Origin of the sequence: Pontibaca salina, assembly GCF_016307205.1 — a bacterium.
Taxonomy (GTDB): domain Bacteria; phylum Pseudomonadota; class Alphaproteobacteria; order Rhodobacterales; family Rhodobacteraceae; genus Pontibaca; species Pontibaca salina.
Genome location: NZ_JAEIJD010000011.1, coordinates 55,523 through 80,211 on the forward strand (window position 1 = coordinate 55,523; position 24,689 = coordinate 80,211).

At 66.0% G+C, this 24,689-nt stretch carries 23 protein-coding genes; 8 read left to right on the forward strand and 15 right to left on the reverse strand.

Going from position 1 to position 24,689, the window contains the following annotated elements; translation table 11 throughout:
* Positions 1–122 precede the first annotated feature (122 nt).
* Positions 123–473, forward strand: a complete 351-nt coding sequence (locus tag JAO82_RS12145; RefSeq protein WP_198686655.1) for a RidA family protein — start codon at positions 123–125, stop codon at positions 471–473.
* A gap of 103 nt (positions 474–576) precedes the next feature.
* Here JAO82_RS12145 and JAO82_RS12150 read toward each other — a convergent pair whose 3' ends face one another.
* Both JAO82_RS12150 and JAO82_RS12155 read right to left on the reverse strand, forming a co-directional pair.
* Positions 577–1,278: an SDR family NAD(P)-dependent oxidoreductase gene (locus tag JAO82_RS12150; RefSeq protein WP_198686656.1), complete on the reverse strand. Its 702-nt coding sequence runs from the start codon at positions 1,276–1,278 to the stop codon at positions 577–579.
* 101 nt (positions 1,279–1,379) lie between these two features.
* Positions 1,380–2,264 (reverse strand): recombinase family protein, encoded by an 885-nt coding sequence (locus JAO82_RS12155; protein ID WP_198686657.1) that lies wholly within the window; start codon positions 2,262–2,264, stop codon positions 1,380–1,382.
* A 223-nt stretch (positions 2,265–2,487) separates the two neighbouring features.
* Between JAO82_RS12155 and JAO82_RS12160 the strand changes: the two genes are divergently transcribed.
* Together JAO82_RS12160 and JAO82_RS12165 are read left to right on the forward strand one after the other, a co-directional pair.
* Positions 2,488–3,579 carry a hypothetical protein gene (locus JAO82_RS12160; RefSeq protein ID WP_408635544.1) on the forward strand — a complete coding sequence of 364 codons (1,092 nt, stop codon included), beginning with the start codon at positions 2,488–2,490 and terminating at the stop codon, positions 3,577–3,579.
* A gap of 172 nt (positions 3,580–3,751) precedes the next feature.
* The gene (locus JAO82_RS12165) at positions 3,752–5,056 is read left to right on the forward strand and encodes a Hint domain-containing protein (protein WP_232897374.1); all 1,305 of its coding nucleotides are present in this window, start codon (positions 3,752–3,754) and stop codon (positions 5,054–5,056) included.
* Between the two features lie 48 nt (positions 5,057–5,104).
* Here the strand turns inward: JAO82_RS12165 and JAO82_RS12170 are convergent, their stop codons facing one another.
* From JAO82_RS12170 to JAO82_RS12210, 9 genes are all read right to left on the reverse strand, one after another.
* On the reverse strand, positions 5,105–6,988 hold the full coding sequence (locus JAO82_RS12170) for a polysaccharide biosynthesis protein (RefSeq protein ID WP_198686658.1): 1,884 nt from the start codon (positions 6,986–6,988) through the stop codon (positions 5,105–5,107).
* Between the two features lie 107 nt (positions 6,989–7,095).
* A complete protein-coding gene (locus tag JAO82_RS12175) occupies positions 7,096–7,710 on the reverse strand; it encodes a sugar transferase (protein ID WP_198686659.1) in 615 nt (204 codons plus the stop codon).
* Positions 7,707–8,540 carry an NAD-dependent epimerase/dehydratase family protein gene (locus tag JAO82_RS12180; RefSeq protein WP_332872527.1) on the reverse strand — a complete coding sequence of 278 codons (834 nt, stop codon included), beginning with the start codon at positions 8,538–8,540 and terminating at the stop codon, positions 7,707–7,709. Before JAO82_RS12180 ends, JAO82_RS12175 begins: the two co-directional genes overlap by 4 nt.
* 139 nt (positions 8,541–8,679) lie before the next feature.
* Entirely contained in the window at positions 8,680–9,147 is a 468-nt protein-coding gene (locus JAO82_RS12185) for a nucleoside deaminase (protein ID WP_198686660.1), read from the reverse strand.
* A 12-nt stretch (positions 9,148–9,159) separates the two neighbouring features.
* Positions 9,160–10,026: a glucose-1-phosphate thymidylyltransferase RfbA gene (gene rfbA, locus JAO82_RS12190; protein ID WP_198686661.1), complete on the reverse strand. Its 867-nt coding sequence runs from the start codon at positions 10,024–10,026 to the stop codon at positions 9,160–9,162.
* Positions 10,023–10,874: a dTDP-4-dehydrorhamnose reductase gene (rfbD, locus tag JAO82_RS12195; protein ID WP_198686662.1), complete on the reverse strand. Its 852-nt coding sequence runs from the start codon at positions 10,872–10,874 to the stop codon at positions 10,023–10,025. Before rfbD ends, rfbA begins: the two co-directional genes overlap by 4 nt.
* A gap of 118 nt (positions 10,875–10,992) precedes the next feature.
* A complete protein-coding gene (rfbB, locus tag JAO82_RS12200; protein WP_198686663.1) occupies positions 10,993–12,033 on the reverse strand; it encodes a dTDP-glucose 4,6-dehydratase in 1,041 nt (346 codons plus the stop codon).
* Positions 12,024–12,590, reverse strand: coding sequence for a dTDP-4-dehydrorhamnose 3,5-epimerase (gene rfbC / locus JAO82_RS12205; RefSeq protein ID WP_198686664.1), 567 nt, complete (start codon positions 12,588–12,590; stop codon positions 12,024–12,026). Before rfbC ends, rfbB begins: the two co-directional genes overlap by 10 nt.
* Positions 12,580–13,611, reverse strand: a complete 1,032-nt coding sequence (locus JAO82_RS12210; protein ID WP_198686665.1) for a replication initiator protein A — start codon at positions 13,609–13,611, stop codon at positions 12,580–12,582. The genes rfbC and JAO82_RS12210 overlap by 11 nt, the downstream gene beginning before the upstream one ends.
* 372 nt (positions 13,612–13,983) lie before the next feature.
* Between JAO82_RS12210 and JAO82_RS12215 the strand changes: the two genes are divergently transcribed.
* Both JAO82_RS12215 and JAO82_RS12220 read left to right on the forward strand, forming a co-directional pair.
* A complete protein-coding gene (locus JAO82_RS12215; RefSeq protein ID WP_198686666.1) occupies positions 13,984–15,366 on the forward strand; it encodes an AAA family ATPase in 1,383 nt (460 codons plus the stop codon).
* A gap of 46 nt (positions 15,367–15,412) precedes the next feature.
* Positions 15,413–16,477, forward strand: coding sequence for a ParB/RepB/Spo0J family partition protein (locus JAO82_RS12220; protein WP_198686667.1), 1,065 nt, complete (start codon positions 15,413–15,415; stop codon positions 16,475–16,477).
* Between the two features lie 162 nt (positions 16,478–16,639).
* Here JAO82_RS12220 and JAO82_RS12225 read toward each other — a convergent pair whose 3' ends face one another.
* Positions 16,640–17,641, reverse strand: a complete 1,002-nt coding sequence (locus tag JAO82_RS12225) for an NAD-dependent epimerase/dehydratase family protein (RefSeq protein ID WP_198686668.1) — start codon at positions 17,639–17,641, stop codon at positions 16,640–16,642.
* Between the two features lie 116 nt (positions 17,642–17,757).
* Here JAO82_RS12225 and JAO82_RS12230 point away from each other — a divergent pair, with 116 nt between their 5' ends.
* On the forward strand, positions 17,758–18,801 hold the full coding sequence (locus JAO82_RS12230) for a glycosyltransferase (RefSeq protein ID WP_332872528.1): 1,044 nt from the start codon (positions 17,758–17,760) through the stop codon (positions 18,799–18,801).
* Here JAO82_RS12230 and JAO82_RS12235 read toward each other — a convergent pair.
* A complete protein-coding gene (locus JAO82_RS12235; protein WP_198686669.1) occupies positions 18,764–19,591 on the reverse strand; it encodes an ABC transporter permease in 828 nt (275 codons plus the stop codon). The two genes, JAO82_RS12230 and JAO82_RS12235, sit on opposite strands and share 38 nt — an antisense overlap.
* Positions 19,592–19,686: 95 nt before the next feature.
* Between JAO82_RS12235 and JAO82_RS12240 the strand changes: the two genes are divergently transcribed.
* Both JAO82_RS12240 and JAO82_RS12245 read left to right on the forward strand, forming a co-directional pair.
* Positions 19,687–20,964 carry a sugar transporter gene (locus tag JAO82_RS12240; protein ID WP_232897375.1) on the forward strand — a complete coding sequence of 426 codons (1,278 nt, stop codon included), beginning with the start codon at positions 19,687–19,689 and terminating at the stop codon, positions 20,962–20,964.
* Between the two features lie 86 nt (positions 20,965–21,050).
* Positions 21,051–21,704 (forward strand): ABC transporter ATP-binding protein, encoded by a 654-nt coding sequence (locus JAO82_RS12245; protein ID WP_198686670.1) that lies wholly within the window; start codon positions 21,051–21,053, stop codon positions 21,702–21,704.
* Positions 21,705–21,707: 3 nt separating this feature from the next.
* Here the strand turns inward: JAO82_RS12245 and JAO82_RS12250 are convergent, their stop codons facing one another.
* Both JAO82_RS12250 and JAO82_RS12255 read right to left on the reverse strand, forming a co-directional pair.
* On the reverse strand, positions 21,708–22,727 hold the full coding sequence (locus tag JAO82_RS12250) for a hypothetical protein (RefSeq protein WP_198686671.1): 1,020 nt from the start codon (positions 22,725–22,727) through the stop codon (positions 21,708–21,710).
* The gene (locus tag JAO82_RS12255) at positions 22,724–24,556 is read right to left on the reverse strand and encodes a glycosyltransferase family 2 protein (RefSeq protein ID WP_198686672.1); all 1,833 of its coding nucleotides are present in this window, start codon (positions 24,554–24,556) and stop codon (positions 22,724–22,726) included. The genes JAO82_RS12250 and JAO82_RS12255 overlap by 4 nt, the downstream gene beginning before the upstream one ends.
* Between the last annotated feature and the right edge of the window lie 133 nt (positions 24,557–24,689).

Below are 24,689 nucleotides of genomic sequence, written 5' to 3' on the forward strand. Positions count from 1 at the left end.
CCCCGATCCTGGGGGCCGCGCTTGTGCCGCCCATGCGCCCCCCCTATACACGGGCGGCGTTAACATCAGCTGCATGCCATCCCGTGGAATAGCTGCGGCCAAACAACTGAATGGAAAAGAAAATGACTATTGAACGCATTCGGGTCAAAACCCGCTCCAGCCCGGTCCTGCGCCATAATGACACCGTCTATCTGACCGGTCAGATTGGCGAAGGCGCAACCGTCACCGAACAGACCAAAAGCTGCCTGGCGCGGATCGATGCCCTGCTGGCCGAAGTCGGTACCGACAAGCGGCACCTGCTGCAGGCGACCATCTGGCTGGCCGATATGGGCGATTACGACGCCGTCAACGAAGTTTGGGACGCCTGGGTTCCCGAGGGCTGTGCCCCGGTCCGCTCCTGCGGCGAAGTCAGCGTGCTCGATCCCAATTCCCGCGTCGAGATCATCATCATCGCGGCGATGCCCGCAGCCTGATGCAAAACCCGCTGCCGGGGCCCTGATGTGCCGGCAGCACCAAGAGAGCGGTGGCCGCCATGGCTGGCGGATACGCACCGCTCCTGCTCCGGCCCGAACGCGCTCAGGCGCGCGCATACAGCGGCAGGATCGCCCCGCTGATTTCCATATTCTCCGGCAAGACCAGCTGCAGGATCGCCTCAGCCGCCGCCGCCGGACTCAGCCATTTCGACGGATCGGCCTTGGGCATCGCGGCGCGGTTGGCTGGCGTGTCCAGCGTCGAGGGGGCAATCGCATTGACCAGAATCCGCTCGCCCTTGAGCTCATTGGCCAGCGCCTGTGTCAGCGCTGCGACGGCGGCCTTGCTGGTGGCATAGGCGACCATCTTCGCGCCGCTGCGCGGCTCCAGCGCCGGACGGGCGGCGACATTGACAATGCGCCCACCCTGCCCGGTTTCGCCCATGGCGCGGGCGGCGGCGCGACAGCACAGCAAAGCGGTCAGGGTGTTCATTTCGAACAGGCGCAGAAATTCCGCACGGTCGGTTTCGGCCAATGGTGCCATCGCAAAGCCGCCCGCCAGATGGACCGAGGCCCAAAGCTGCGGAATGGTGGCGTAAAACCCCTGCACCGCCGCTTCATCGGTCAGGTCCACCCCCGCTGTGATCAGCAGCCGATCCGCGGTGCTGGCGGGGGCGGTTTCGCGGCGGTGCGTGGGAACATGACAGATGGCCCCGGCCGCGATCAGCCGCGCAACGACAACCTGCCCCAGCGCGCCGCTGCCGCCGGTCACCGCAACATGTCTGCCGGATAAGGAATGTTCGCTCATGGCCGCAGCGTAATCCATTCGCCCGGCATGAGGCAACCGCAGCGAAAGCCCCGTGCCGCTGGGCAAGCAGGGCGCCAGCGGCCCGCGCAAAGGCGGTTTTCTCAGTCGAGCAGCCCCAGACGCTGTGCCCGTTCGAGCAGCAGTTTCACCGAGGACGGCTGCCATTTGCTCCGCCCGCGCGGGGTGCGTTCGCGCATGGTTTCCAGCCGATCGCAGATCGCCTGCAAGGTGATCTCGGGATCGGCGCCCTTGATCGCCGCGACAATGGCGGGCAGGCGGTCGTCGCTCTCGCGGCGCCGGGCCCGGCCCAGCACCGTCGCGGGCAGGAAACCGTCGCGCACATAGGCGTTCACCGCGCGCAGCAGGCGGCTTTGGGTCCAGCGCCGCGCCGCGGGCAAAGGCGCGTTGACGATCCGCAGCACATCCTCCCAAGCCATGTCCGGGCGCAAGCGCCGCACCTGGGGCACCCAGTCCGGCGCCGTCGCGTGCAGCCGCTCCAGATAACCGTTCTGGCGCGCCAGCCGGACCTTGCGCAGCGCCGCCGGATCCCTCGCGCGCAGGCCGGGATTGCCGCCGATCCGCCCCTGGCGGCGGGCGCTGGCCAGACCAGCCGTGGTGCGCTCGCGGATCAGCGCGCGCTCGAACTCGGCCGCCGCCCCCAGAACCTGAAGCGTGAACTTGCCCTGCGGCGAGGCGGTGTCGATCGGGTCTTGCAGCGAGCGGAAGAAAGCGCCCTTGGCTTCCAGCCGCTCGATCACCTCGAGCAGATGCGGCAGCGAGCGCGCCAGCCGGTCGATCCGCACCACCACCAGCGTCTCGCCCTGGCCGATCCGCTCCAGCACCCGGGCCAGCACCGGCCGGGCGCGGTCCCCGCCCGAGGCCTGCTCTTCATGGATTGCGCCGCAGCCGGCCGCTTGCAGGGCCTCGCGCTGGGGCAACAGGCTCTGCTCTTCGGTGGAGATCCGGGCATAGCCGATCAGGGACATGGCAATCGCCCTTTGCACTTTCAGATATTACTTGTAAACGATCCTTTGCAAACGAATGCAAGCCCCGATCTGGGGGCGCATCCGCCCTGTTGCCCCCGAATGTCCGGCCCCGCGCGCGTCGCAAAGCTGCCGCTGGGCCCGCGCGCCCCGGTTGCCAAAGCAAAGGGCCGCGGCGCGGCGCAAATCTCTTGTGTGCCGTGCAAAATCCTTATATTTTGCACATATGAAGCCCCCTAAACCAGTGTCACATGCTCTCCGCGACGATAGCGGGCCAGATGATGCGCCCCCCGAAGCGGCGCTGTGGTTCCGGCCCGACAGTGGCCAGCCCGACCCCGAGTTCCGCCCCCCCGGACCCCAGACCGCACCGCAGGAAACCGCGATTCTGGCCGATTGGGCACAGGCCGAGGCCGGCCATGCGGCGCATCTGGCACAGGTGGCCGGACGGCTCGGCGCCCTTGGCGACCGCCTGCAGCGCGCCCCGCACGGCTGGCGGCATCGGCTGGCGCTGCTTGAGGCGGCAGAGCTCAGCTGGGTCATCGGCGCCCGGATCGGCCCCGATCGGCTGGCGCTCTGGATCTCCATGCACTTGTCCAGCGTGCAGGACGACACCGGCGCGCTGGCCCGGGTCGGCTGGGCGGTGCGGCGCCTGACCGGTGGCCCCGGCCCCGAGGCGGACCTTGTCGGGTTCCTTGAGCGCCGCGACCCCGAAAGCCGGGCCGATGACCCGGATGGCTTTGCCGCGCGCGCGCAAGCCTGGCTGGATCTGCTGGCGGCGGCGCGCGCCCTGCACCCGATCACCCGCGCCGCCATGGGGGTGCAGCTCTGGAACCTGGCCGGGCTCGACCAGCCCGGCGACCGGCTCGAAGCGGCGGTCACCGCGGGCCGGATCGCGGCCGGCGACGGCAATGGCGCGGTATTTGCGCCGCTGGCCCTGGGCGGCGCCGGCGGGCTGCACGCCGGCGGCCCCCCGGCCGAGCGGCTTGGCCGCTGGCTCGACGGGATGCAGCGCGCGATCCAGACCGCGATGCGCCAGCTCGACGATATCGAAAGCTGGGCGGCGCGCGCCGAGACCGCCATGGCCCCGCTTTCGGGGCGCACCGGCCCGGCCCTGCGCGCAGTGCTGGTGGAATGGCCGCTGGTCTCGGCCCCGATGGCCGAAACCCTGACCGGTGCCAGCCGCGCGGCGGTGCAGCGCAATCTGGCCCGGATGGAGGCCAGCGGCCTGGTCCATGAGGTGACCGGACAGGGCCGGTTTCGCCTGTGGCGCGCCGCCACCGCCAAAGACCGGGGCCGTCAAGGCACAAGACCCCGCTGACGGCGAATTTGCGACAGGATCGGCGCGATGACGGTTCGGGTTTTGGACAAATCAGCGGCCCGCCCGCGGCAGCTTTTCAGAGGCCCAGGGAAAAACTTTCTTGCATTACAACTGGCAACCGCACACGAATGAGCCCAGTCAACAATAGGAAAACGGTAACGAGGACCCGGCCATGGCCATCATCAACCTGAAACTGCTCGGTAGCGGTGAAACCGTCATCGACGACCAGAATGCCAAGGACGGCGATGTCATCCATCTCGAAGTGGTGGATTCCGGCACTCTGGTCGTCGACGGTGTCAAGGTGACCATCGGCAATATTATCGGCGCCGGGGCAGCGTCAAGCCCGACTTTCGCGGCACAGAACGGCGGCGAGTTGACAATCAATCAGGGCCTGCTCACCGCGAACCTTCTCAGCAATCCCAAGTTCGAGATCCGCGACGACGGCATCGTGAAGCTGGACGCTTCCGCAATCAGCCCGGGCCTGACCGAAACGCTGCTGAACAAGTTCGACGTGAAATATACCGGCATCCACCATACCGGGAAATTCGTGTACGATCCTCCGGCTGTTTCCCTTCTGGCCTTGGGGCCGCAGACATTCAACGTCACCGATATGGCGGCAACGGACCAGTTCACCATCGACGGTCGGAGCAACCTGAAGCTCGACACCAAATTTCTTCAAGGTCCGGGAAGCGCCTATCGCAACGGAGAACTGCACCTTACCTCGCCAGGAACCCCCCTTCTGGGCGAGACTGTCAACGTCAAGATCCCGATGACACAGGCCGAGTTCGACATGTTCCTGTCTGAGCCATCGGCCTATCTGGGGGGCGGCACCTTTACCTTTCCCGGCAACCTGGTGCCCTGTTTCGCCGCCGGCACGCTGATCCTGACCGCGCGGGGCGAGGCCGCGGTCGAAACGCTGCGGGTCGGGGATCTGGTCATGACCCGCGATCACGGGCCGCAACCGATCCGCTGGATCGGCGCGCGCCGGCTGGATGCCGCGACCCTGGCCGCCCAGCCCAAGCTGCGCCCGATCCGGATTCGCGCCGGGGCCCTGGGCGATAATATTCCCGCCTCCGATCTGCTGGTCTCGCCGCAACATCGGGTGCTGGTGCGCTCGAAGATCGCGCGCCGGATCTTCGCCACCGACGAGGTGCTGGTCGCCGCCAAGCAATTGCTCGCCATCGACGGGGTGGAAACTGCGCAGGATATTGAAACCGTAGAATATTTCCACATCCTGTTCGACCGGCATCAGGTCGTGGTCTCGAATGGCGCCGAGACGGAATCGCTCTATACCGGTCCCGAGGCGCTGAAATCCCTGGGCCATGCCGCCCGGGCCGAGATTTTCGCGCTGTTCCCCGAACTGGCGAGCCGCGACCATGTCCCGCTTGCCGCCCGCAGCCTTGCCCCCGGCAAACAGGCGCGCAAACTGGCGCAGCGCCATGCCGCAAACCAGCAGATATTGGTCCAGCATCTCTAAGGCCGGGGCAAGGCTCCGATCCGGGGTCCGGCAGCGCCGCGCGCAGGCTTATGAGGTTTTGCGCCCGGCCCTGACCGGCGGGTCGGAGGGCGCCGGTTCCACCCAATGCGCCAGCACGACCCGCGCCGCCGCAACGTCGCTTGCGGCCAGGGCCGCGCGCAAGCCCCGCAGCACCGCCGCGACCTCGAGTTCCGACAGCTGCGCCTCGCGGGCGCAAAAGATCTTCTGATAGGGGGTCGGGATCAGCGCGCCGCTGAGCGACAGCTCCTCTTGCAGTTTCTCGCCGGGGCGCAGGCCGGTGATCGTGATCTCGATATCGCCCTCGGGATGGGCCGCGTCGCGCACGCTATATCCGGCGCTTTCGATGACCTGTCGGGCCAGTTTCAGAATTGGCACCGGCGGGCCCATGTCCAGCACAAAGGTCTCGCCGCCGCGCGCCCCGGCCCCGGCCTTCAGCACCAGTTGCACCGCTTCGCGGATGGTCATGAAATAGCGCGTGACCCGGGGATCGGTGACGGTGACCGGCCCGCCGCGGCGGACCTGTTCCTGAAACAGCGGCACCACCGACCCAGATGAGCCCAGCACATTGCCGAAACGCACCATGGCAAACACTGTCCTGTCATGGCGCGTGGCCAGATCCTGCACCACCAGTTCCGCCAGCCGCTTGCTCGCCCCCATCACATTGGCCGGGCGCACCGCCTTGTCCGAGGAGATCAGGATGAAGCGCTCGACCCCTGCTCTGGCGGCCGCACGCCCCAGAATCTGGGTGCCAAAGACATTATTGGCCAGCCCGCTCAGCGGATTGGCCTCAATCAGCGGCACGTGTTTATAGGCCGCCGCGTGCACCACCACCTGCACCCCTTCCTTGGCCAGCACCCGGCGCACATGGCGCAGGTCGGTGACCGAGCCCAGCACCGGCACCAGTTCGATGGCGCTATCCTCGAGCAACTGGCCCAATTCGCGGTGCACGGTATAGAGCGCCAATTCGCTCAGTTCGAACAGGACCAGCCGGGAGGGGCGGCAGTTCAGTATCTGGCGGCACAGTTCCGCCCCGATCGAGCCGCCCGCGCCCGAAACCAGCACCACCCGCCCGGCATAGGCGGCCGCCCCCTTGCCCAGCCGATTGTCGCGGGCCGCGCGGCCCAGGAAATGCTGCGGTGCCACCGGGACCAGCTTGTCCACCAGCGCCTCTTCGCCGATCAGCTGGGCAAAACTGGGCAGGGTCTGCACCTCCAGCCCCAGTTGCTGCAGCCGGCGGGCGATCTGCGCCTGTTTCGGCTGGCGCAGCGATGGCATCGCCAGCAGGATCCGCCGCACATCGCGGGCCTGGGCCTGCTGTGCCAGCCGGGCCGGGGGATAGACCGGCAGGCCCGCCACCAGCACCCCCTGCAGCAAGATGTTGTCATCGATAAAGGCAACCGGATCGATGGTTTTATCGGTTTTCAATCCCAGAGCCAATTGCCGCCCGGTGGTGCCAGCGCCATAGATCATCACCCGCCGGCGCGGCCCGGCCCGCCGATAGAGCCCCAGCACCACCTGCAACAGGATGGCGCGCAACCCCATCATGAACAGGAAATACCCAAGCGCGAAGACCAGATAGAAGCCGGGCGGCAAGCCCAGCCCGGCCAGCCAGAACAGGCCGGCCAGCCCCGCCCCCGCCCCCGCCGCCAGCATTGCGGCGCGTGCCACCGCCCGCCCCTCGAACGCCTTGAGCTGGACCATCGGCAGGCCCAGCCCCAGTGCCAGCGCCGCCACCAGCCCCAACAGCCAGGGCAGCACCGGCAAGGTCTGTTCCAGCAGTTCCAGGGCCGGACCCGGCAGGTGTTGTACCCAAAACGTGAACAACAGCGCCAGCGGCACAAGACACAGATCGATGGTCAGGAAGATCAATGTCTTCTGCGCGCGGGTCAGCGCTGTGATCAGGGTCAGCATTCAGCTTACTGCTCCGTCACAGACACACGGCGCCCCCTGCAGGCTCAGATGCCGCGCTGCCATCAGGCCGCGCAATCTTCCGGCCCCTGCGGCGCGCGATAAATCTCTCATGGCCGGCGCCGCAGCAGGGTGGCGGCCGTGCCCAGCAGCAGCGCCAGATCGAAACACAGGCTTTGGTGGCGCTGATAGATCAGATCCAGCCGGGCCTTGCGCGGCACGCAGTTGCGCCCATAGACCGCATCGGTCTCCGCCGCCGTGGTGCAGCGCGCCAACAGCCATGCTTCGTGTCGGTGATAGACCAGCGTGGCCAGCCCAGTGACGCCGGGGCGGCTTTGCAGCACCCTTGCGTAAAGCGCGGGGTGGCGCTCGACATATTGGCGCAAGGGCGGGCGCGGGCCGACAAAGCTCAGATCGCCCCTGAGGATGTTCCACAGTTGCGGCAACTCATCCAGCCGGCGGGCGCGCAGCCAGCGCCCGGTCGGGGTGATCCGCGCCGCCTTGTCGCCGCCCGACACGCCGCAATCCGCCTTCACCACCGTCATGGTGCGCAGCTTCCACAACCAAAACGGCCGCCCGACCCCTTGCATCCGCTCGGCCACGTGAAACAGCGGCCGGCCCTGCCGCAGCGCCAGCCAGACCAGCAGCCCCGCCAGCAGCGGCATCAGGATCACCGCCAGAACACTGGCCAGGACCAGATCGAGCAGACGTTTGCGCCCGCTCATGGCGCGCCGCCCTGCCACTCGGCCACCAGGGTTGCGGCCTGCCCGGCCGCCGGCGGCAGATCGACCAACCGGGCCAGGCGCGCGGTGGCCAGTTCCACACGCGCAATCGCGTCCTGGGGCGCCGGGCGCGGCTGCCAACCCAGCCCCGCTTGATCCAGCAACGCGCCCATCTCGACGCTACCGGGGGCGGCAATGTTCAGCACCGCGGGCAGGTTCTGCGCCCCGCTCAGGGCGCGCAACACCCGCGCCAGTGTCACCGGGCCGATATAGCTGCGCCGCGGTGTGCACCCATTCGGAAAACGATCCAGGGCGAACCCCGGCTGCCAACCGCCAAGGGTGGCATCGGCCCCGGCGACATTGCCGATCCGCAAGCTGCACAGCGCCACCCCCCGCACCGCCGCAATATTCCGCGCGCGCGCTTCCATCGCTTGCTTGGCGATGCCATAGGGGCTGACCGGCGCCAGGGGGGTGGCCTCGTCCAGCAGACCGGAACGGTTGCCATAGACCGAAGCCGATGAGACCAGCAGCACCCGCGCCCCGACCGCCGCCGCCGCGTGCCCCGCCGCCAGCGCCAGCGCCGCATTGGCGCCCAGATCGCCGCCACGGGCGGCGCGCGCCGGCGTGACCCCGGCCAAACAGAGGATCGTGCCGCAGCCTTCTGCGGCGCGGGCGACAGAGGCCGCGTCCAGCGGATCCGCCCGCACCCAGCCCGGCGCGGGTGGCGCGGAGCGGGTCTGCCAACGCATCGGCGGTCCCGCGCCCTGTTCGCGGCGCAGCAGCCCCCCGATCCGCCCGGTCGCGCCTAGAACAAGCGTGCGCGCATTCCCCACCAGAAACTCCCGCTATGGTTGAGTCGCTCTGCCCACCAATAGCGTGGCCACGGCAAGAAGGGAAATGGTTTCAGCCCGGTGGCACCAGCTTCAGGGCGTCATCGGGTCTCTGCCGGGAGCCGGCGGCGCGGCGTCCGGCTTATTTGGCGTCCTGACGCGCCCGCCAGTCCCGGTACAGCGCGGCAATACGCGCGCCGTTGGCCTGCTGCTCGATCGCCAGGCTCTGCTGTGCCAGCGGGCGGGAAAATTCGTCATAGATACGCTGCGAGGACAGCTCGAACGGCGCCGCCTCTGCATTCGATCCGGCAAAGACCACCCGCCCCAGACCGGCGGCATAACAGGCGCTCAGACACATCGGACAGGGTTGGCCGCTGGCATAGATGGTCGCCCCGCGCACGGCCGCGGCGCCATGGCTGCGACAGGCGCGCTGGATCGCCACCAGTTCCGCATGGGCGGTGGGGTCGCCGCTCAGATGGGCCTCGTTCACCGCGCGCTCCAGCACCTGGCCGCCCTGCACCAGCACCGCACCAAACGGGCTGCCGCCCTCGGCGACATTGCGTTCCGCCAGCGCGATCGCCGCGGCCATGTGGTCCTGATCCTGTGCCATGATTTCTCTCCTTCACTCCAGCAATCCCGCCAGATAAGCGCCATAGCCGTTCTTGGCGAACAGATCGGCGCGGGCGGCCAGATCGGCGGCGCTGATCCAGCCCTTGCCATAGGCGATCTCCTCGGGGCAGCCGGTCTGCAAGCCCTGCCGCTCACCCAGGGTGCGCACGAAATTGCCCGCATCCAGCAGGCTGGCATGGGTGCCGGTATCCAGCCAGGCATAGCCCCGCCCCATCTTCTGCACCTGCAACTGGCCCTCGGCCAGATACATCTCCAGCAGCGAGGTGATCTCGACCTCGCCGCGCGCCGAAGGGGTGACGCGGCGGGCGCGCTCGGGCGCCGTGCCGTCCAGAAAATACAACCCCGTCACCGCATAGTTCGATGGCGGCACCTGCGGCTTCTCGATGATGGCGCGCACCGAGCCGTCGCGCGCGAAATCGACCACCCCATAGCGCTGGGGATCGGCCACATGATAGCCAAAGACCGTGCCGCCGGTTTCCGACACCGCCGCCATCCGCTCGGGCAGACCATGACCGAAAAAGATATTATCGCCCAGGATCATCGCGCTGGCGGCGCCGTCCAGGAAGTCTTCGGCCAGAACATAGGCCTGCGCCAGCCCGTCGGGACTGGGTTGCGCGACATAGGTCAGCGCGACGCCCCATTGGCGGCCATCGCCCAGCGTGCGCCGGAACTGGTCTTGATCCTGCGGCGTGGTGATGATGCAGATCTCGCGGATCCCGGCCAGCATCAGCACCGAGAGCGGGTAATAGATCATCGGTTTGTCATAGATCGGCAGCAGCTGCTTGCTCAGCCCCATGGTGATCGGATAGAGCCGCGTGCCGCTGCCCCCGGCCAGAATGATCCCCTTGCGATCGCTCATGTCGTCACCCCCAGATCGCCTAAGATTTCATTCATGCCCTTGCGCCAATCCGGGCGTGAAATGCCAAACGTCGCCGCGAGTGCGGTGCAGTCCAGCCGCGAATTCAGCGGTCGCGCCGCCGGGGTCGGATATTGTGCGGTCGGGATATCCTCGACCCGGCAGTCGATCCCCGCGGCCTCGAAAATCACCCGCGCGAAATCGGCCCAGCTGACATCCGGGGCGCCGGCAAAATGATAGATCCCGGCCTTGCGCGGGTCCGCCTGCAAGCCGCGCACCACGGTCAGACAGGCCGCGGCCAGATCCCGCGCCGGGGTCGGGCCACCGATCTGGTCGGCCACGATGCGCAAGCCCCCCTGCCCGGTGCCAAGGCGCAACATGGTTTTCAGGAAATTGCTGCCATGGGCCGACACCACCCAAGAGGTGCGCAACACCGCCCAGGCCCCCCCCGCCTGCGCGATGGCCTTCTCGCCCGCCAGCTTGGAGCGCCCATAGGCGCCCAGCGGCGCCGGCGCATCGCCCGGTTTCCACGGCACCTGGCCGGTGCCGTCAAACACGTAATCGCTGGAGATTGACAGGAAGGGAATCCCAAGGCCGGCACATTCCGCCGCCATTGCGCCGGGGGCATCGGCGTTGATGGTGGTGGCCAGCGCCGCCTCCGCCTCGGCCCGGTCCACGGCGGTATAGGCGGCGGCATTGATCACCGCCGCTGGCCGCTGCGCCCGGATCGCCGCCCGACAGCCCGCCGGATCGCTGAGATCCGCCCCGGCCCGGTCAAGGCAAAGCACCTCGCGCGCCCGGGCCAGTTCGCGCGCCAATTGTCCGCTTTGGCCAAAAACCAAGATCGTCATATCCCGCCCCTTTGCTTCTTCTTGCATGAAATATCCCCGCCGGAGGCTCGGTTTGCCAAGGAAAACAGATGTCTGCATCTGTCGGATGGGTATTTTCGACCAGAAAGAAGCACCGGCGCTAGTCTCCGCTGCCCAGCCGTTCGCCCACCCCGTCGCGATTTTGCAACGCCCGCCACCAGGATTCGTTCTCCAGATACCACGCCACCGTCTGCGCCAATCCCTGGTCCAGCGTCACCGACGGGCGCCAGCCCAGTTCCTCGCGCACACGAGAAGGATCGATGGCATAGCGCGCGTCATGGCCGGGGCGGTCGCTGACAAAGCTGATCTGATCGCCATAAGGCGTCGCCTTGGGGCGCTGTTCATCGAGGATCGCACAGATCCGGCGCACCAGATCGAGATTGCGCACCTCGTTCTCGCCACCGATATTATAAGAGCGCCCGAGCTGCCCCTTTGCCAGCACCGTCAGCAACGCATCAGCGTGATCTTCGACATAGAGCCAGTCGCGCACATTCTCGCCGGCGCCATAGATCGGGATCGGCCGCCCGGCCAGCGCGTTCAGGATCACCACCGGGATCAGTTTCTCGGGAAAATGATAGGGGCCGTAATTGTTCGAGCAATTGCTCAGCAGCACCGGCAGCCCATAGGTCGCGCCCCAGGCCCGCACCAGATGGTCGCTGGCCGCCTTGGAGGCGGAATAGGGGCTGCGCGGATCATAAGCGGTGTCTTCGGTGAACAGCCCCTCGGGCCCCAGCGAGCCGAACACCTCATCGGTCGAGACATGGAGAAAGCGGAACCCCTCGGGCCGCCCGGCCTTGGTCCAGAAGCCACGCGCCGCTTCCAGCAGCGTATAGGTGCCGGTGATATTGGTGTTGATAAATGCGCCGGGACCGTCGATCGAGCGGTCAACATGGGATTCGGCCGCCAGATGCAGCACCGCGTCGGGGCGATGGGTTGCGAAGGCCCGGTCCATCGCCGCCCGGTCGCAGATATCCCCCTGTAGAAAGCTGTAATTGGGATCCGCGGCCACGCTGGCGACATTCTCCAGACAGGCGGCATAGGTCAGTGCATCGATATTCAGCACGCTATGGCCGCGCGCAACCGCAAGGCGCACCACCGCCGAACCGATAAAGCCGGCCCCGCCGGTCACGATCAGCCGCATGGCACACCGTCCCAGACAAACGGGCTGTCAAAGGCGTCCCAGGTCGGGGCTTGGGCGTCCTTTTCCGACAGCACCGGCGCGGCGCTGAGCCCCCACTCGATGCCGCAACTGTCCCAGCGCACCGCACCGTCGCAGTCGGGGGCGTAGAAATCGCTGCACTTATACAGGATCTCGGTATCCGGACGGCGGGTGACAAAGCCGTGCAGACAGCCCGCCGGGATCAGCATCTGCTTGCCATTCTCGGCGCTCAGCTCGACCCCGACCCAGCGCCCGTAACTGGGCGAGCCGCGGCGCGCATCCACCGCCACGTCAAACAGCGCCCCGCGACCGCAGCGCACCAGCTTGGCCTGGGCGTGGGGCGGGGATTGGTAATGCAGGCCTCGCACGGTGCCCACCGCCCTTGAGAGCGACTGATTGTCCTGCACGAAGTCGAGATCGATCCCGGCCGCTTTCATAGCACGCGCATTCCAGGTCTCGCTGAAGAACCCGCGCGCATCGCCAAAGCGCGGCGGCGTCAGGATCAGCACCCCTGCCAGCGCCGTTTCTTCAATTTTCATCATGCCCCTCCCCGGCCCGTTTTTTGACCCAGCCGAGAAAGGCCGCCTCGGGGTGGCGCAGGCGCGGCGCGCCGCTGCGGGCCCAGACCCCGCGCCATTCCGCCGCCAGCGAATGCACATCGGCCCCCGGCATCAGTTTGCGCGCCGCCGCCAGCGCGTCCTCACCCAGCACCGGGGGCGGCACCTCGACCGCCGCGCCGCGCGCGCTAAAGCGGATCAGATCGCCCGGTTCCTCGGCCATCTCGTAATCCGGCAGATGGGCGGCGGCGATCATGTCGCGCAGCATTTTGCGAAATACCCGGCGCGGCGAGGCACTGCCAGATTTCTTCAGCAATGTGTCCACCGACACCCGCCAGCTTTCCTGCCGCCCGCAATGTTTGCGCGCCAGTTCATAGATCCGCCGTTCCAGCGGTTTGCGCAGGCGGAAATAATCGCGGCTCAGGGTCAGCACCGCCTTGCCCAGCACCGCGCGATACAGCCATTCCGACAAGGTCACCGCCACGCTGACCATGCGCCCGCCGCGCGAGCGGCGCACGATCTCCCAGGATTCGATCAGACCAAAGCCGCTGGTCACCTCTTCTTCGCCAGTGACGATATTGGTGGTGATGCGGGTGCCCGCGAGCCGCTCGAACGACTCGCGCAGGCGGCGATAGGAATCGCCGCTGGTTTCGCGATTGGTCGCCACCAGCAGATCATGCGCCGTGAGGTAGAGCCGGCGCGAGGTCGCCCGCCCGGCATTGATCGCCGCCATCAGCTGGCTGATGCAGAAAATCAGGATGTCCTTGTCATGGATCGTCGCCAGTCCGCGCACGCTGGGGGTGACGGTGATGCTGACCCCGTTGTGCTCATAGGACAGGATGCGCCGGTCGGGCCGGGTGCCCAACGAGAAGATGGGATGTTCCATACTGGCCATGTCATCTTTCGGGATCGCGTCAAACACATCGCAGAGAAAGAAATCTCCCTGGCGATGCCGGTCCGGTAAAAGTCTCCCCGCCTGTCTGGGGGTCGCTGCACTGCTCATGGTCGCTATCCGACTCGTCTTCGTGGTTTCAATGACACCCAGCCTAGAGTTGCCCACAGGCCGCGACAACGGGGGTTCGGAATCATCCTATCGGGGGTTCAGAGTCAGTCTTTCGGGGGTTCAGAGTCACCTTGTTCAAAAAAATACTGAATTGCCGTTCTGTTTCAATACCTTATAAAGGTGGCAAAATCCCTTAACACTAAGTAACACATATATAACAGGGAAAATAATTCGCTACTGTCCCAAATATGCGATAATCAAAGCTGGTAAACGGCGGATTTACTGAGAAAATCACAGATGCCTGCCGGTTTTTCTTCCATGTGCTGCGTTTTGTGGTATCTTGATCGAAACACGGCATATCAGGCAGGAATCATGGCAAAAGACAGTTCCGGGCTTCCGCCCTATTTCAACATCGATCCGGACCTTGCACTGGCCGATCTCGATGCCTCCACTGACACCGCCGGCTTTGCCCGGATTGCCGCCGCCTGTGCCCAAGGGCGCAGCGATCTGGCCAGCCGCGGCTTAAACACCGAAGGGCACAAAGACCTGCGCCTATTCTCGACCTGGGAAATCACCCGCTATCTGATCCCGGTGGCCCAGGCCCATTTCCGCCGCGTGTTGCGGGCCAATCCAGAGCTGCCCCAAGGGCGCAGCGAAACCCCGGCCGGGGCCAAATGGTTTACCTTGGGCGAGGTGTTGACCCTGCGCGCGCATTTTGCCGCGCAAGGCTCCAAGGCCAAGGATTACCTGCCCTGGCGCCCCGACGGCCTGCCCGCGAAAATGGTCGCCGTGGCCAATTTCAAGGGCGGCGTCGGCAAGACCTCGACCGCCGCCCATCTGGCGATGTCGGCAGCGCTTGATGGCTATAAGGTGCTGGTGATCGATCTTGATTCCCAAGGCTCGATGACCTCGATCTTCGGCGGCCGCGTGGCCGATGAATGGCAGACCGCCTTTCCGCTGCTGGCGCGCCATTATGGCGAATATCTGCGCAGCGAGAACCAGCGTCGGCTGGACCGGGGCGATGCCCCGCAACCGCTGGACGAGGCGCTGGATGCAGCCCTGGAAATGACCGCACAGGACGTGATCCAGAACACCCACTGGCCCAATATCGACCTGATCGGGGCGCAGCTGAACCTGTATTGGGCCGAATTCCAGATCCCGGTCTGGCGCATGGCCGCGCGCGGCTGGAAACTGTGGGACGCGCTGTCGGACCGGCTGGCGGCTGATGGGGTGCTTGACCAATATGATCTGGTGTTCATCGACACCCCCCCGGCGCTTGGCTATCTGACAATCAACGGGCTGGCGGCAGCCGACATCCTGCTGGTGCCGCTGGGCGCGTCCTTTCTGGAATTCGATTCCACCGGGCGGTTCTTCGACATGCTGCATTCCACCTTTGCCAGTATCGAAGAGGGCGAGAACATCGCCGCCCGCGCCCTGGGCCGCCCCGGCACCGCCTTTGAGTGGGATGCGGTGCGCGCGGTGATCACCCGCTATGACGGTGCGCAACAGGGCGAGATGGCGGCGCTGATCCAGTCCTATCTCGGCCCCACCCTGTCGCCGCACCGCCAGGATTTCACCGCGCTGATCGGACAGGCGGGCGAACAGGTCGCGGGCATCTACGAGGCCGATTACCGCGATTTCAACCGCGAGACCTATGCCCGCGGCCGCGAGACCTTTGATGAAACCTATGCCGCGTTCAAGCGCTTGCTGCTGGGCATCTGGCGGCGCGATCAACGCAACGCCCGCCCGCTTTAACCTCGGTTTACCGATCCTGCATATAGCTCCGACAAGGGAGACGATCATGGCCAAACGCAAACGACTGACCCCCGCCCAACCCGGCGCTTTTTCACCAGCAGCCAAGCCTGCAGCGGCGCTGGCGCCGCGCAGCGGGCTGGGCCCGGCGCCGATCGCGCAGGTTGCCGGCGAGGCTGCGGCCAGCGCCGCCCTGGCCGATCTGGCCGAGGCGATCGAAGAGGCGCGCAGCAGCGGGCGGCTGATCGAGGAACTGCCGCTGGACGCCATTGACCCGCAATATCTGATGCGCGACCGGCTGGAACAGGACGAAGAGGAGCTGCAAGCGCTGATGGCCTCGCTGCGCGCCCGGGGCCAGCAGACCGCCATCGAGGTGGTCGCGCTGGATCCGCCCCAGGCGGGCAAGACCTATGGTCTGATTTCCGGCTGGCGGCGGCTGACCGCCCTGGACCGGCTCTACCGGGCAACCGGGGAGGAGCGCTTTGCCACCGTGCGGGCTATCACCACCACCCCCGACAGCGCCCGTGCGGCCTATGTCGCGATGGTCGAAGAGAACGAGATCCGCGTCAATCTCAGCTTTTATGAGCGCGCCCGCATCGCCATCCGGGCCATGCATCAGGAGGTCTATGACAGCCAGCGCGCGGCGCTGCAGGGGCTGTTTGCTGCAACCACACGGTCGAAACGGTCCAAGATTGGCAGTTTCATCCCGGTGGTCGAAGCCTTTGATTCCGTCTTGCGCCATCCCACCGCGATCAGCGAGCGCCTGGGTCTGGCGCTGAGCCAGGCGCTGGCCCGCGACCCCGAGTTCCGCCCCCGTCTGCGCGCCCGTCTGCGCGAGGTCCAGCCGCAAACGGTCGAAGAAGAGCTGCGCCTGCTCAACGACGCGCTGGCGGATCCGGGCCGCGCGACCCCCGTCGCTGCGCCGTCCCGCCCGCGCCTGCGTGCGCCCGAAACACCGGCCTTGGCCGAACGGGTCACCGCCCATCCCGCGCCCGGCCTGACCTTGCGCTTTACCCAGGCCCAGAACCGGATCGAATTGACCGGAGCGCGCGTAACGCCCGAGCTTTACGAAGCCCTGCAAGACTTCCTCAAGGCCAATACCGCCAGCAAATGATCCTGAAATGTTTCGCATGCGAAACAATAGGGCAGGGTGATTGACCTAATCCCGCCTTCTTCTTGCTCGGAAATATCCCCGCCGGAGGCATGAAATCGCTTCTGGCGCCGCGTCAATATGGGTCAGCTCTGCTGTCTTATTGTTTCGCATGCGAAACATTTTTCACAGATTGTAATAGCTCCGGTACCACGCAACGAACCGGGCCACCCCCGTGGCCACATCGGTTTTGGGGGCATAGCCGGTCAGGTCGTGCAGCAGCCCGGTATCGGCCCAGGTTGCGGGCACATCGCCCGGTTGCATGTCCAGCATCCGCTTTTGCGCCTGCAGCCCCGTGGCGGCTTCGATCGCCGCGATGAAATCGCTCAGGGCCACCGGCGCATCGGCGCCGATATTGACCACCCGGAACCGCGCCACCGGGCTCAGGCTGTCGCGGGCGGACACCGGCGCGGGGCCCGGCACCGCCGCGATCAGCCCGGCGATGCCGTCGATCAGGTCGTCGATATAGGTGAAGTCGCGTTCCATATTGCCATGGTTGTAGACGTCGATTGCCTCGCCCCGCAGCAGCGCGCGGGTGAATTTGAACAGCGCCATATCGGGCCGCCCCCAGGGGCCATAGACCGTGAAGAACCGGAACATGGTGGTGGGGATGTCGTAAAGATGGGCATAGGAATGGGCCATCGCCTCGCCGGCCTTCTTGGTGGCGGCATAGAATGACATCTGCGTGTCGGCCTTGGCCCGCTCGCCATAGGGCATCTCGCTATTGGCACCATAGACCGACGAGGTCGAAGCCGCCAGCAGATGCGCCGGCGGATAGGCGCGGGCCGCCTCCAGCAGTTCGAACTGTCCGATCAGGTTGCTGTCGACATAAGAGCGCGGCGCCTCGATCGAATGGCGCACCCCGGCCTGCGCTGCCAGATGGATCACGATCTCGGGCCGGTATTGCGCGCACAGCGCCGTCAGCCGGCCCGGTTCCTCAAGCCGCGCGATCACCGGGATGAAGCCGGGCGCTTGCGCCAGCCGGTCGTGCCGCGCCTGTTTCAGCGCGACATCGTAATAGGGGTCCAGACTGTCCAGACCGACCACGCGCCAGCCCGCGCCCAGAAGCCGGGCGGCCACGTGATAGCCGATGAATCCGGCCGAGCCGGTGACGAGAGCGGTTTTCATGGCGGCCATTGGTGGCGCAGCCCGGTCCCGCTGTCAAACCCTTGAGCGGCGCAGCATTTGACTTGTGCCGCGATTTGTGTGTTGAAAGAGTCAACCTATGCAAGAAAGGGCTTGCGGTGAATCGCGTTGAGCAGGGGCAGCTGGTGGCGGTGGTGGTGACCCATGACCGCCTGGAGCATCTGCGGCTGACCATCGGGCGGCTGCTGGCAACCCCGCCGCGCGCGCTGCTGGCGGTTGTGGTGGTCGACAATGCCAGCAGCGACGGCACCGGGGCTTGGCTGGCGGGGCTGCGCGATCCGCGGCTGCTGGTGCTGACGAGCCGGCGCAATCTGGGCGGCGCTGGCGGGTTCGAGTGGGGCCTGCGCCGGGCGGTGGCGCGGTTCGATCCCGCGTGGGTCGTGGTGATGGATGATGATGCGCGCCCCGATCCCGGCGCGCTGCTGGCATTCCACGCGCAGGACCGCTCAAAGCACGACGCCTGGGCGGCGGCGGTGCGCCATCCGGACGGGCGGATCTGTGACATCAACCGCCCCTCGCTCAACCCGTTCTGGAACCGCGGTGCGTTCCTGCGCCTGCTGCTGGGGCAGGGGCGCGACGGCTTTCACCTGTCGGCGACGGATTACGCAGGCCAGACCGTGCGCGCTGTCGATGGGGCGTCCTTCGTCGGGCTGTTCCTGTCGCGCCGGGCGATCGCACTGGCGGGCTATCCCGACGGGCGGCTCTTCGTCTATGGCGATGATGTGCTTTACACCTTGCACCTGCGGGCCATGGGCGGGCTTATCGCCTTCGATCCGGGCCTGCGCTTTGAACATGATTTCTCGACGATGCATGCCGCCGAGCGCCGGTTTCGCCCGTTGTGGAAAAGCTATTACCATTACCGCAACCTGCTGATCGTCTATCGCCAGGCCGCGGGCTGGCTGTTCTTTCCGGCTTTGCTCGCGGTGCTGCCCAAATGGCTGCTCAAGACCCGCAACCACCGCGGCGAACGGGCCCTTTTCCTGCGCCTGTTAGGCCGGGCGGTGCGCGACGGGCTGGCCGGCCGTCTGGATGTGGACCATGCCGAGATCCTGTCGCTTGCGGCGGGCACTCAGGCTCTGACCCACAGAATAGAGCCCCATATCGTTACCGATTCAGGATGTCGCGATGATAGCGCCCCATGAGCAGCAGCCCCAGCGCCAAGGTGCCCCCGGCCACTGCCAGCACATAAAGATTGCTGACATAGGCGGCGCTATACATCGGATAGAACCCGCTGCGCATCGCGCCGATCAGGTGGATCAACGGGTTGTACCACAGGATTTCCCGCGCCAGCGCGGGCATGTCATCATAGAGAAAGAACACCCCCGAGGCGATGAACAGCGGCCGGGTGAGCACCGACCAGATCAGTTCCCAGACCGGGAAAAGTCCCATCAGCGCGCAGTTCAGCACGCCCACGCCCAGCCCCAGCCCCATGGTCAGCGCCATCGCGCTCAGGATCGCGGCGAGGTCCAGCACCGCGCGGGTCTCGGTCAGCACCAGCACCCCGCCCAGCAGGAGGAGGGTGACCAGCACCGAGGTCAGGCTGTTGAGCAGGAACCGCGCCAGCACCGCGTCAATCCAGGTCACCGCCGGATATTGCAGCAGCGGTTTGGAAAATGTGACCGAACGCGCCACCATCTGGGACACGGTGTTGAACAGATTGAACGGCAAGAAACCGGTGGCGTAAAACAGCAGGAACGCAGTGCCCAGCGGCGGAGTGCGCAGGATCAGCGAGAACCCGATGCTCAGCACCAGAATCGCCGCCAGCGGTTCCAGAACGCCCCAGAGATAGCCCCCCGGCGTGCGCCCATAGCGGCTCGACATTTCGCGCAGGATCAGTGCCATCACCACCCGCAATGTGGCGAATTTGCGCGCCGGGCGGTGGCGCGGGCGCAGGTCGGGCGGGGCGGTGGCAGGGGCAGGCGGGACAGACATGGCAGAACCGGATTTGGCAAGACAGGTCGGGATCGCAGCGACTATGGAAGAGCCGGCGCTGAAATTCAAATGGCTTCGGGCCAGGGCAGGGGCCGATGAGCCGCAGGACCGAGCCCGGCGCCGGGATTACGACGGCCCGCAAACTCCGGGGCGGGCCGGGGCGCCAGGCGCCGGGCGGCGGCGGCCCCCGGCGCGGGCCCGCCGGTCCGGTTGCGGCGGCGCACCCCGATCCGGGGCGCCCGGTGGCAGCGGCGGCGCGGGTGCAGCGCCGCCATTGGGGGCTTGCGCTCAGTTTTGCCGCCTTAGTGCTGGTGCCGCTGGCGCTGGTGATCTTCTATCTGTGGGGTCTGGCGGTGGAGCGCTACGATTCAAGCGCCGGGTTCACCGTGCGTCAGGAACACAACACCTCCAGCGCCGACATCCTCGGCGGGCTGGCCCAGTTCAGCGGCGGCGGCATCGCCAGCGATGGCGACATTCTATACGCCTTCATCCAAAGTCAGGAGATGGTCGCGGCGGTCGATGCACAGGCCGATCTGCGCGCCCATTACACCCAGCACTGGCCGCGCGATTTTGTCTTTGCGCTTTGGCCCGATGCGACGCTGGAGGATCTGCTCTGGTATTGGCGCCGGGTGGTGCGGTTGTCCTATGACAGTGCCAGCGGTCTGACCGAAGTGCAGGTGCTGGCCTATGACCCGGACATCGCGCAAAAGATCGCGCGCGCCGTGGTGGCCGAAAGCGAGGCCCGTATCAACGCCCTGAGCGAACAGGCCCGCGAGGACGCCATGCGCTATGCCCGCGGCGATGTCGCGGAGGCGCTGGAACGGCTTGGTGCGGCCCGCGAGGCGCTGACCGGGTTTCGCACCCGCACCCGCATCGTCGACCCGGCGGTGGATATCCAGAGCCGCATGGGGGTGATGAACAACCTGCAGCAGCAATTGGCCGAGGCGCTGATCGCCTCTGACATGCTGCGCGGCACCACCCGCGACAACGACCCGCGCCTGATCAATGCCCGCCAGCGCATCGACGTGATCCGCGAGCGCATCGCCATCGAACGCCAGACCTTTGCCAGCGACAACACCGATACCGGGGCCGTGGGCGAGGATTATCCGAACCTGATCGCGGAATATGAAACCCTGAACGTGAATCGCGAATTCGCCGAACAGACCTATCGCGCGGCGCTGACCGCGCTGGAGGCGGCGCGCGAGGATGCGGCGCGCAACAGCCGCTATCTGGCGGTCTATATCAAGCCGACCCTGGCGGAATCGGCGCAATATCCGCGCCGCTGGATCCTCACCGGTCTGGCGGGGCTGTTCCTGGTGCTGGTCTGGTCGATCGGGGCGCTGATCTATTACAGCATCCGCGACCGGGGCTGAGGGGGCGGTATGGCGTCTCACCGCTGGTCTCTCGGGCAGGGTTTCGCAAGACCCTGTTGGCCGCGGCAATCACCGGGTGATCACCGGTGATCCACTTTGAACATGTCAGTAAATCCTTCCGCATCCGTGGCGCGCGCCAGTGGGTGATCGACGATCTGACCCTGACCCTGCCCCGCGGCCGGTCGCTGGCGCTGCTGGGGCGCAACGGGGCGGGAAAAACCACTCTGTTGCAGATGATCGCCGGCACCCTGCGCCCGGATCGCGGCCGGATCTGGTCTGCGGGCAGCATTTCCTGGCCGGTGGGCTTTGGCGGCTCGTTCCACCGCGACCTGACCGGCGCGCAGAACGTGCGCTTTGTCGCGCGGATCTACGGGGTAGATACTGACAGCCTGCTGGATTTTGTCGCGGAGTTCACTGAATTGGGCGACTATTTCCACATGCCGGTGCGCGGCTATTCCGCCGGCATGCGCGCGCGGCTGACCTTTGGCACCTCGATGGGGATCCGGTTTGATACCTATCTGGTGGACGAGGTGACGGCGGTCGGCGATGGGGTGTTCAAACGCAAGAGCCAGGCCCTGTTTCGCGCGCGGATGCAACAGTCCAGCGCGATCATGGTCAGCCATTCGATGCGCCAGCTGCGCCAGTTCTGCAATGCCGGGCTGGTGCTGGATCAGGGGCAAATCCGCTATTTCGACGATCTGGAACAGGCCATCGCGCTGCATCAGGCGATGATGGCCTGACGCTCAGGTGAACAGATGACCGGTATATTCGGCGAATTGCGCGAGGCTGATCTGCCCCATGTTGCTGTCTAGGTCGCCGGGGCGGCGATCGGGAAAGACCGGGCCGTCGAACTCGGGAAAGAAGGTCTTGCGCAGCCAGCTATTGGCGGGGCGGAAATGCTCCATGATCTTTTGTGACAGGTCCGGCGCCATCTGGGGGCGCGGCGTGGCGGGCAGGGCGTCGATGCGCGGACCCAGCCGGATGCGGTCCATGTTCAGGGCATCGTTCTTGCGCCGGGGGATATAGGGATACATCCGGTGCAGGAATTCCAGCACCGGCGCCGCCAGCCCGGTATTGTCCTGGGCCGCGCGCCGGATCTGCGACAGATCGGGCAGGTCGGATCCGAATACCACGGTCATGAAATCGCGCAGGATGTCGCCGCCCGCAAGATGGGCGCGGTCAAAGAGGCGCACCTCCAGCGCCGGTTTGCCGAAAATATTGATCCAGGAGGACAGCATCCGGCGGTAATAGAGATAGGGTGTGGGGCTGCCTTTGCCGAGACAGGCGCTGACGAATTCGGGAAAGCTCATGCCGTTGAACCCCTTGCGCATATATTCGCCATACATGCTGAGGATCGCGTCGTCCTGGCGGCGCAGATAGACGACGATCTTGATGTCGTCGAAACGCGGGCAAAAGAGATCCCGGAGATTTTGAATACTATATTGATTTCCAGTCAGATTTTCCGAAGATACCAGCATCGTGCGGGCGTTTTTGGGGGCATCAGAAATCTGCCGGTCAAGCGCATGGCCAATCTTTTCCCGGAAATGCAGCACATCGGCGCGGGTCTTTAGCCCATACTCGCGGGCGAAATCGTGAATCTGTTCGCTGGCGGCATAGAACAGGGTGATGTGATTGGGACTGCGCGCCAGCAGGTCGGGATAGATCACCCCGTTTTGCTGCAGCCAGTCGCGGTTTTCGACCATGGTGTTTTGCAAAAAGGTCGAGGCGGTTTTCGGCGTGCCGATATGACAGACAAGTTTCATGCGGGACGTTTCTCTTGCTGGTCACGGATCTGGAGCGGTGGCGGCGGCGGGCGCTGCAGCAGCGCCGTTTCCCAATAGGTGCGGCTGGTCCTCGGGCCATAGCCCTCGCGATAGGCGGCTTTCAGAGTGTCATGCTGGCGCAGAAAACGCCCGAGCGTCCGGGCTATCTGCCAGCAGAGCGCGAAGAAGGCGCGTTTCGACTGGGTCACCGTATAGCCCTTGTCACCGGCGGCATTCAGATAGGTGATGCGGGCCGCGCCGAGGGCGGGAAACACGCTGCCCCGCGCGCCGCTGTCCAGCACGATCCGGTCCCAGCGGCGCGCGGAAAACGGCAGCAGATGGCCATTCAGCGTCCACAACCCAAGGCGCTGGCGCCGGGCGCGCGCGCGCAGCGTGTATTTCTGCCGCTGCGCCAGCGCCCCGGGCGCGACAGCCTGCAGGCGTTCGGTGCGGATCATCTTCCCGATGGCGGCGCGGCGCCCGGCCATGTCGATATGCTGGTCGAAGAAATCCGGCCCCTGCATCATGTCCTGCCAGGCCAGCAACTGCACCGCGGCGGTCTCGTAGTGAAAGCGCAGCAGCGAGCGCAGGATCAGGCGCAGCGCGGTTTTGGCGGTGGCCAGGGCGGGCCGGTCCAGATCCTGTGAGACCAGATGGTGGATCAGGTGGCTGCGCAGGTCCAGATATTGGGTCTGGGCGCTTTCCTTTTCAAAGAAATCATCCTGAAAGGACACCACGCCGTTCAAGGTGCAGATGTTGAAATCGTTCATCAGCGAGAACGAGATATCATCGCCGCGCACGAAGAACGGGAACGGATGATGGCGCACCTGGTCGATGGCGAAGGCGAAGAACCACCAACCGCCATAGAAGGTGGGCGGCTGTGCCCGCAGGGATGCGTGCTCCATCGCAAAGACCGCCTTGCGGTCGCGCAGATCGGTGCCGCCATGGAGCGGGCGGCAGAGCCCGTCAAACAGCGCCCCGTTTTCCCACATCGCCCATTTATGGGTGTTGCTGATCATCGCGCCGGCCACGGCGGTGCGCCGCTCCTTTGACAGCGCCAGAAAGACATAGGTGCGGGCGATGTTTTCCATGTGGAAACTGGCATCGTCATCGATGAACAGGCAATGGCTGCAGCCGCTGCGTTCGGCCTCGAGCAGACCGCGGGCAAAGCCGCCGGCGCCGCCGTAATTGGGATTGGCGATGGCGCGCACCCGGGCGCTGTTGGGGATCCCGGCACTGGCGCCATTATCCACCACCTGAACCCGGATCTGCGCGCCGTGGTCAGAACCGGCCAGGAAACGTTCCAGCCGGGCAACGGTTGCGCGCACCGCCTGTTCGCGTTTGAAAGTGGTGATGCTGACCGCCAGTTCCGGCCATTTTGCAAGTCGGGTCCGGGTGGCGAAGCGGCCCCCAGAGACGGTGGCCCCATCTTCGCCAAGCGCGGTGATCGCGATATAGATCAGCCCCAGCACCGGCGCGGTGGCGGCGTAATGGGACAGGTCGGCGCAATAGGGCCGTGCCGGATCCAGGGTGACGATTTCGCAATAGAGAACCTCCCAGGAGCGCGCCGAAAAGGCCTGCACGATCCGGATCTCGACCAGGCCGCCGCCCGCGATCTCGGCGTAAAGCCCATCCAGGTCGCAGTTGTGGTGCCATTTGCCGATATTGAGCAGGTTGAAATAGGTGTCCAGGGTCAGCCGGGTCTGGCGCTCCAGCCGGATTTCGCCGCGGCTCTGGGAATAGCCGGCGGCGCCAAAGGCCCGGTAATAGAGATCATGCTCGGTGCAGATCGCGGTTTCGGGCAGGGCAAGGTTCTGCAGGGTGATCATCGGGCCAGCACCGGATCGGGCGGTTTCTTACACCGCCCGAAGATCAGTGCGGGGCCGCTGCGCCCGCCCCCGTAGCGGTCGGTCCTGGGGCGTCATGGACCGGGGTCCGGCGGTCAATCGGCTCATCTCTCCA

What these genes read in the sequence shown, in the direction of transcription:
- JAO82_RS12225 (WP_198686668.1), bottom strand. Translation starts at nt 17,641, where the DNA reads ATGAAAACCGCTCTCGTCACCGGCTCGGCCGGATTCATCGGCTATCAC.
- JAO82_RS12155 (WP_198686657.1), bottom strand. Translation starts at nt 2,264, where the DNA reads ATGTCCCTGATCGGCTATGCCCGGATCTCCACCGAAGAGCAGAGCCTG.
- JAO82_RS12255 (WP_198686672.1), bottom strand. Translation starts at nt 24,556, where the DNA reads ATGATCACCCTGCAGAACCTTGCCCTGCCCGAAACCGCGATCTGCACC.
- JAO82_RS12240 (WP_232897375.1), top strand. Translation starts at nt 19,687, where the DNA reads ATGAGCCGCAGGACCGAGCCCGGCGCCGGGATTACGACGGCCCGCAAA.
- JAO82_RS12170 (WP_198686658.1), bottom strand. Translation starts at nt 6,988, where the DNA reads ATGCTGACCCTGATCACAGCGCTGACCCGCGCGCAGAAGACATTGATC.
- rfbD (WP_198686662.1), bottom strand. Translation starts at nt 10,874, where the DNA reads ATGACGATCTTGGTTTTTGGCCAAAGCGGACAATTGGCGCGCGAACTG.
- JAO82_RS12215 (WP_198686666.1), top strand. Translation starts at nt 13,984, where the DNA reads ATGGCAAAAGACAGTTCCGGGCTTCCGCCCTATTTCAACATCGATCCG.
- JAO82_RS12145 (WP_198686655.1), top strand. Translation starts at nt 123, where the DNA reads ATGACTATTGAACGCATTCGGGTCAAAACCCGCTCCAGCCCGGTCCTG.
- rfbA (WP_198686661.1), bottom strand. Translation starts at nt 10,026, where the DNA reads ATGAGCGATCGCAAGGGGATCATTCTGGCCGGGGGCAGCGGCACGCGG.
- rfbC (WP_198686664.1), bottom strand. Translation starts at nt 12,590, where the DNA reads ATGAAAATTGAAGAAACGGCGCTGGCAGGGGTGCTGATCCTGACGCCG.
- JAO82_RS12150 (WP_198686656.1), bottom strand. Translation starts at nt 1,278, where the DNA reads ATGAGCGAACATTCCTTATCCGGCAGACATGTTGCGGTGACCGGCGGC.
- rfbB (WP_198686663.1), bottom strand. Translation starts at nt 12,033, where the DNA reads ATGCGGCTGATCGTGACCGGCGGGGCCGGCTTTATCGGTTCGGCGGTG.
- JAO82_RS12165 (WP_232897374.1), top strand. Translation starts at nt 3,752, where the DNA reads ATGGCCATCATCAACCTGAAACTGCTCGGTAGCGGTGAAACCGTCATC.
- JAO82_RS12185 (WP_198686660.1), bottom strand. Translation starts at nt 9,147, where the DNA reads ATGGCACAGGATCAGGACCACATGGCCGCGGCGATCGCGCTGGCGGAA.
- JAO82_RS12220 (WP_198686667.1), top strand. Translation starts at nt 15,413, where the DNA reads ATGGCCAAACGCAAACGACTGACCCCCGCCCAACCCGGCGCTTTTTCA.
- JAO82_RS12250 (WP_198686671.1), bottom strand. Translation starts at nt 22,727, where the DNA reads ATGAAACTTGTCTGTCATATCGGCACGCCGAAAACCGCCTCGACCTTT.
- JAO82_RS12175 (WP_198686659.1), bottom strand. Translation starts at nt 7,710, where the DNA reads ATGAGCGGGCGCAAACGTCTGCTCGATCTGGTCCTGGCCAGTGTTCTG.
- JAO82_RS12235 (WP_198686669.1), bottom strand. Translation starts at nt 19,591, where the DNA reads ATGTCTGTCCCGCCTGCCCCTGCCACCGCCCCGCCCGACCTGCGCCCG.
- JAO82_RS12210 (WP_198686665.1), bottom strand. Translation starts at nt 13,611, where the DNA reads ATGAGCAGTGCAGCGACCCCCAGACAGGCGGGGAGACTTTTACCGGAC.
- JAO82_RS12160 (WP_408635544.1), top strand. Translation starts at nt 2,488, where the DNA reads ATGAAGCCCCCTAAACCAGTGTCACATGCTCTCCGCGACGATAGCGGG.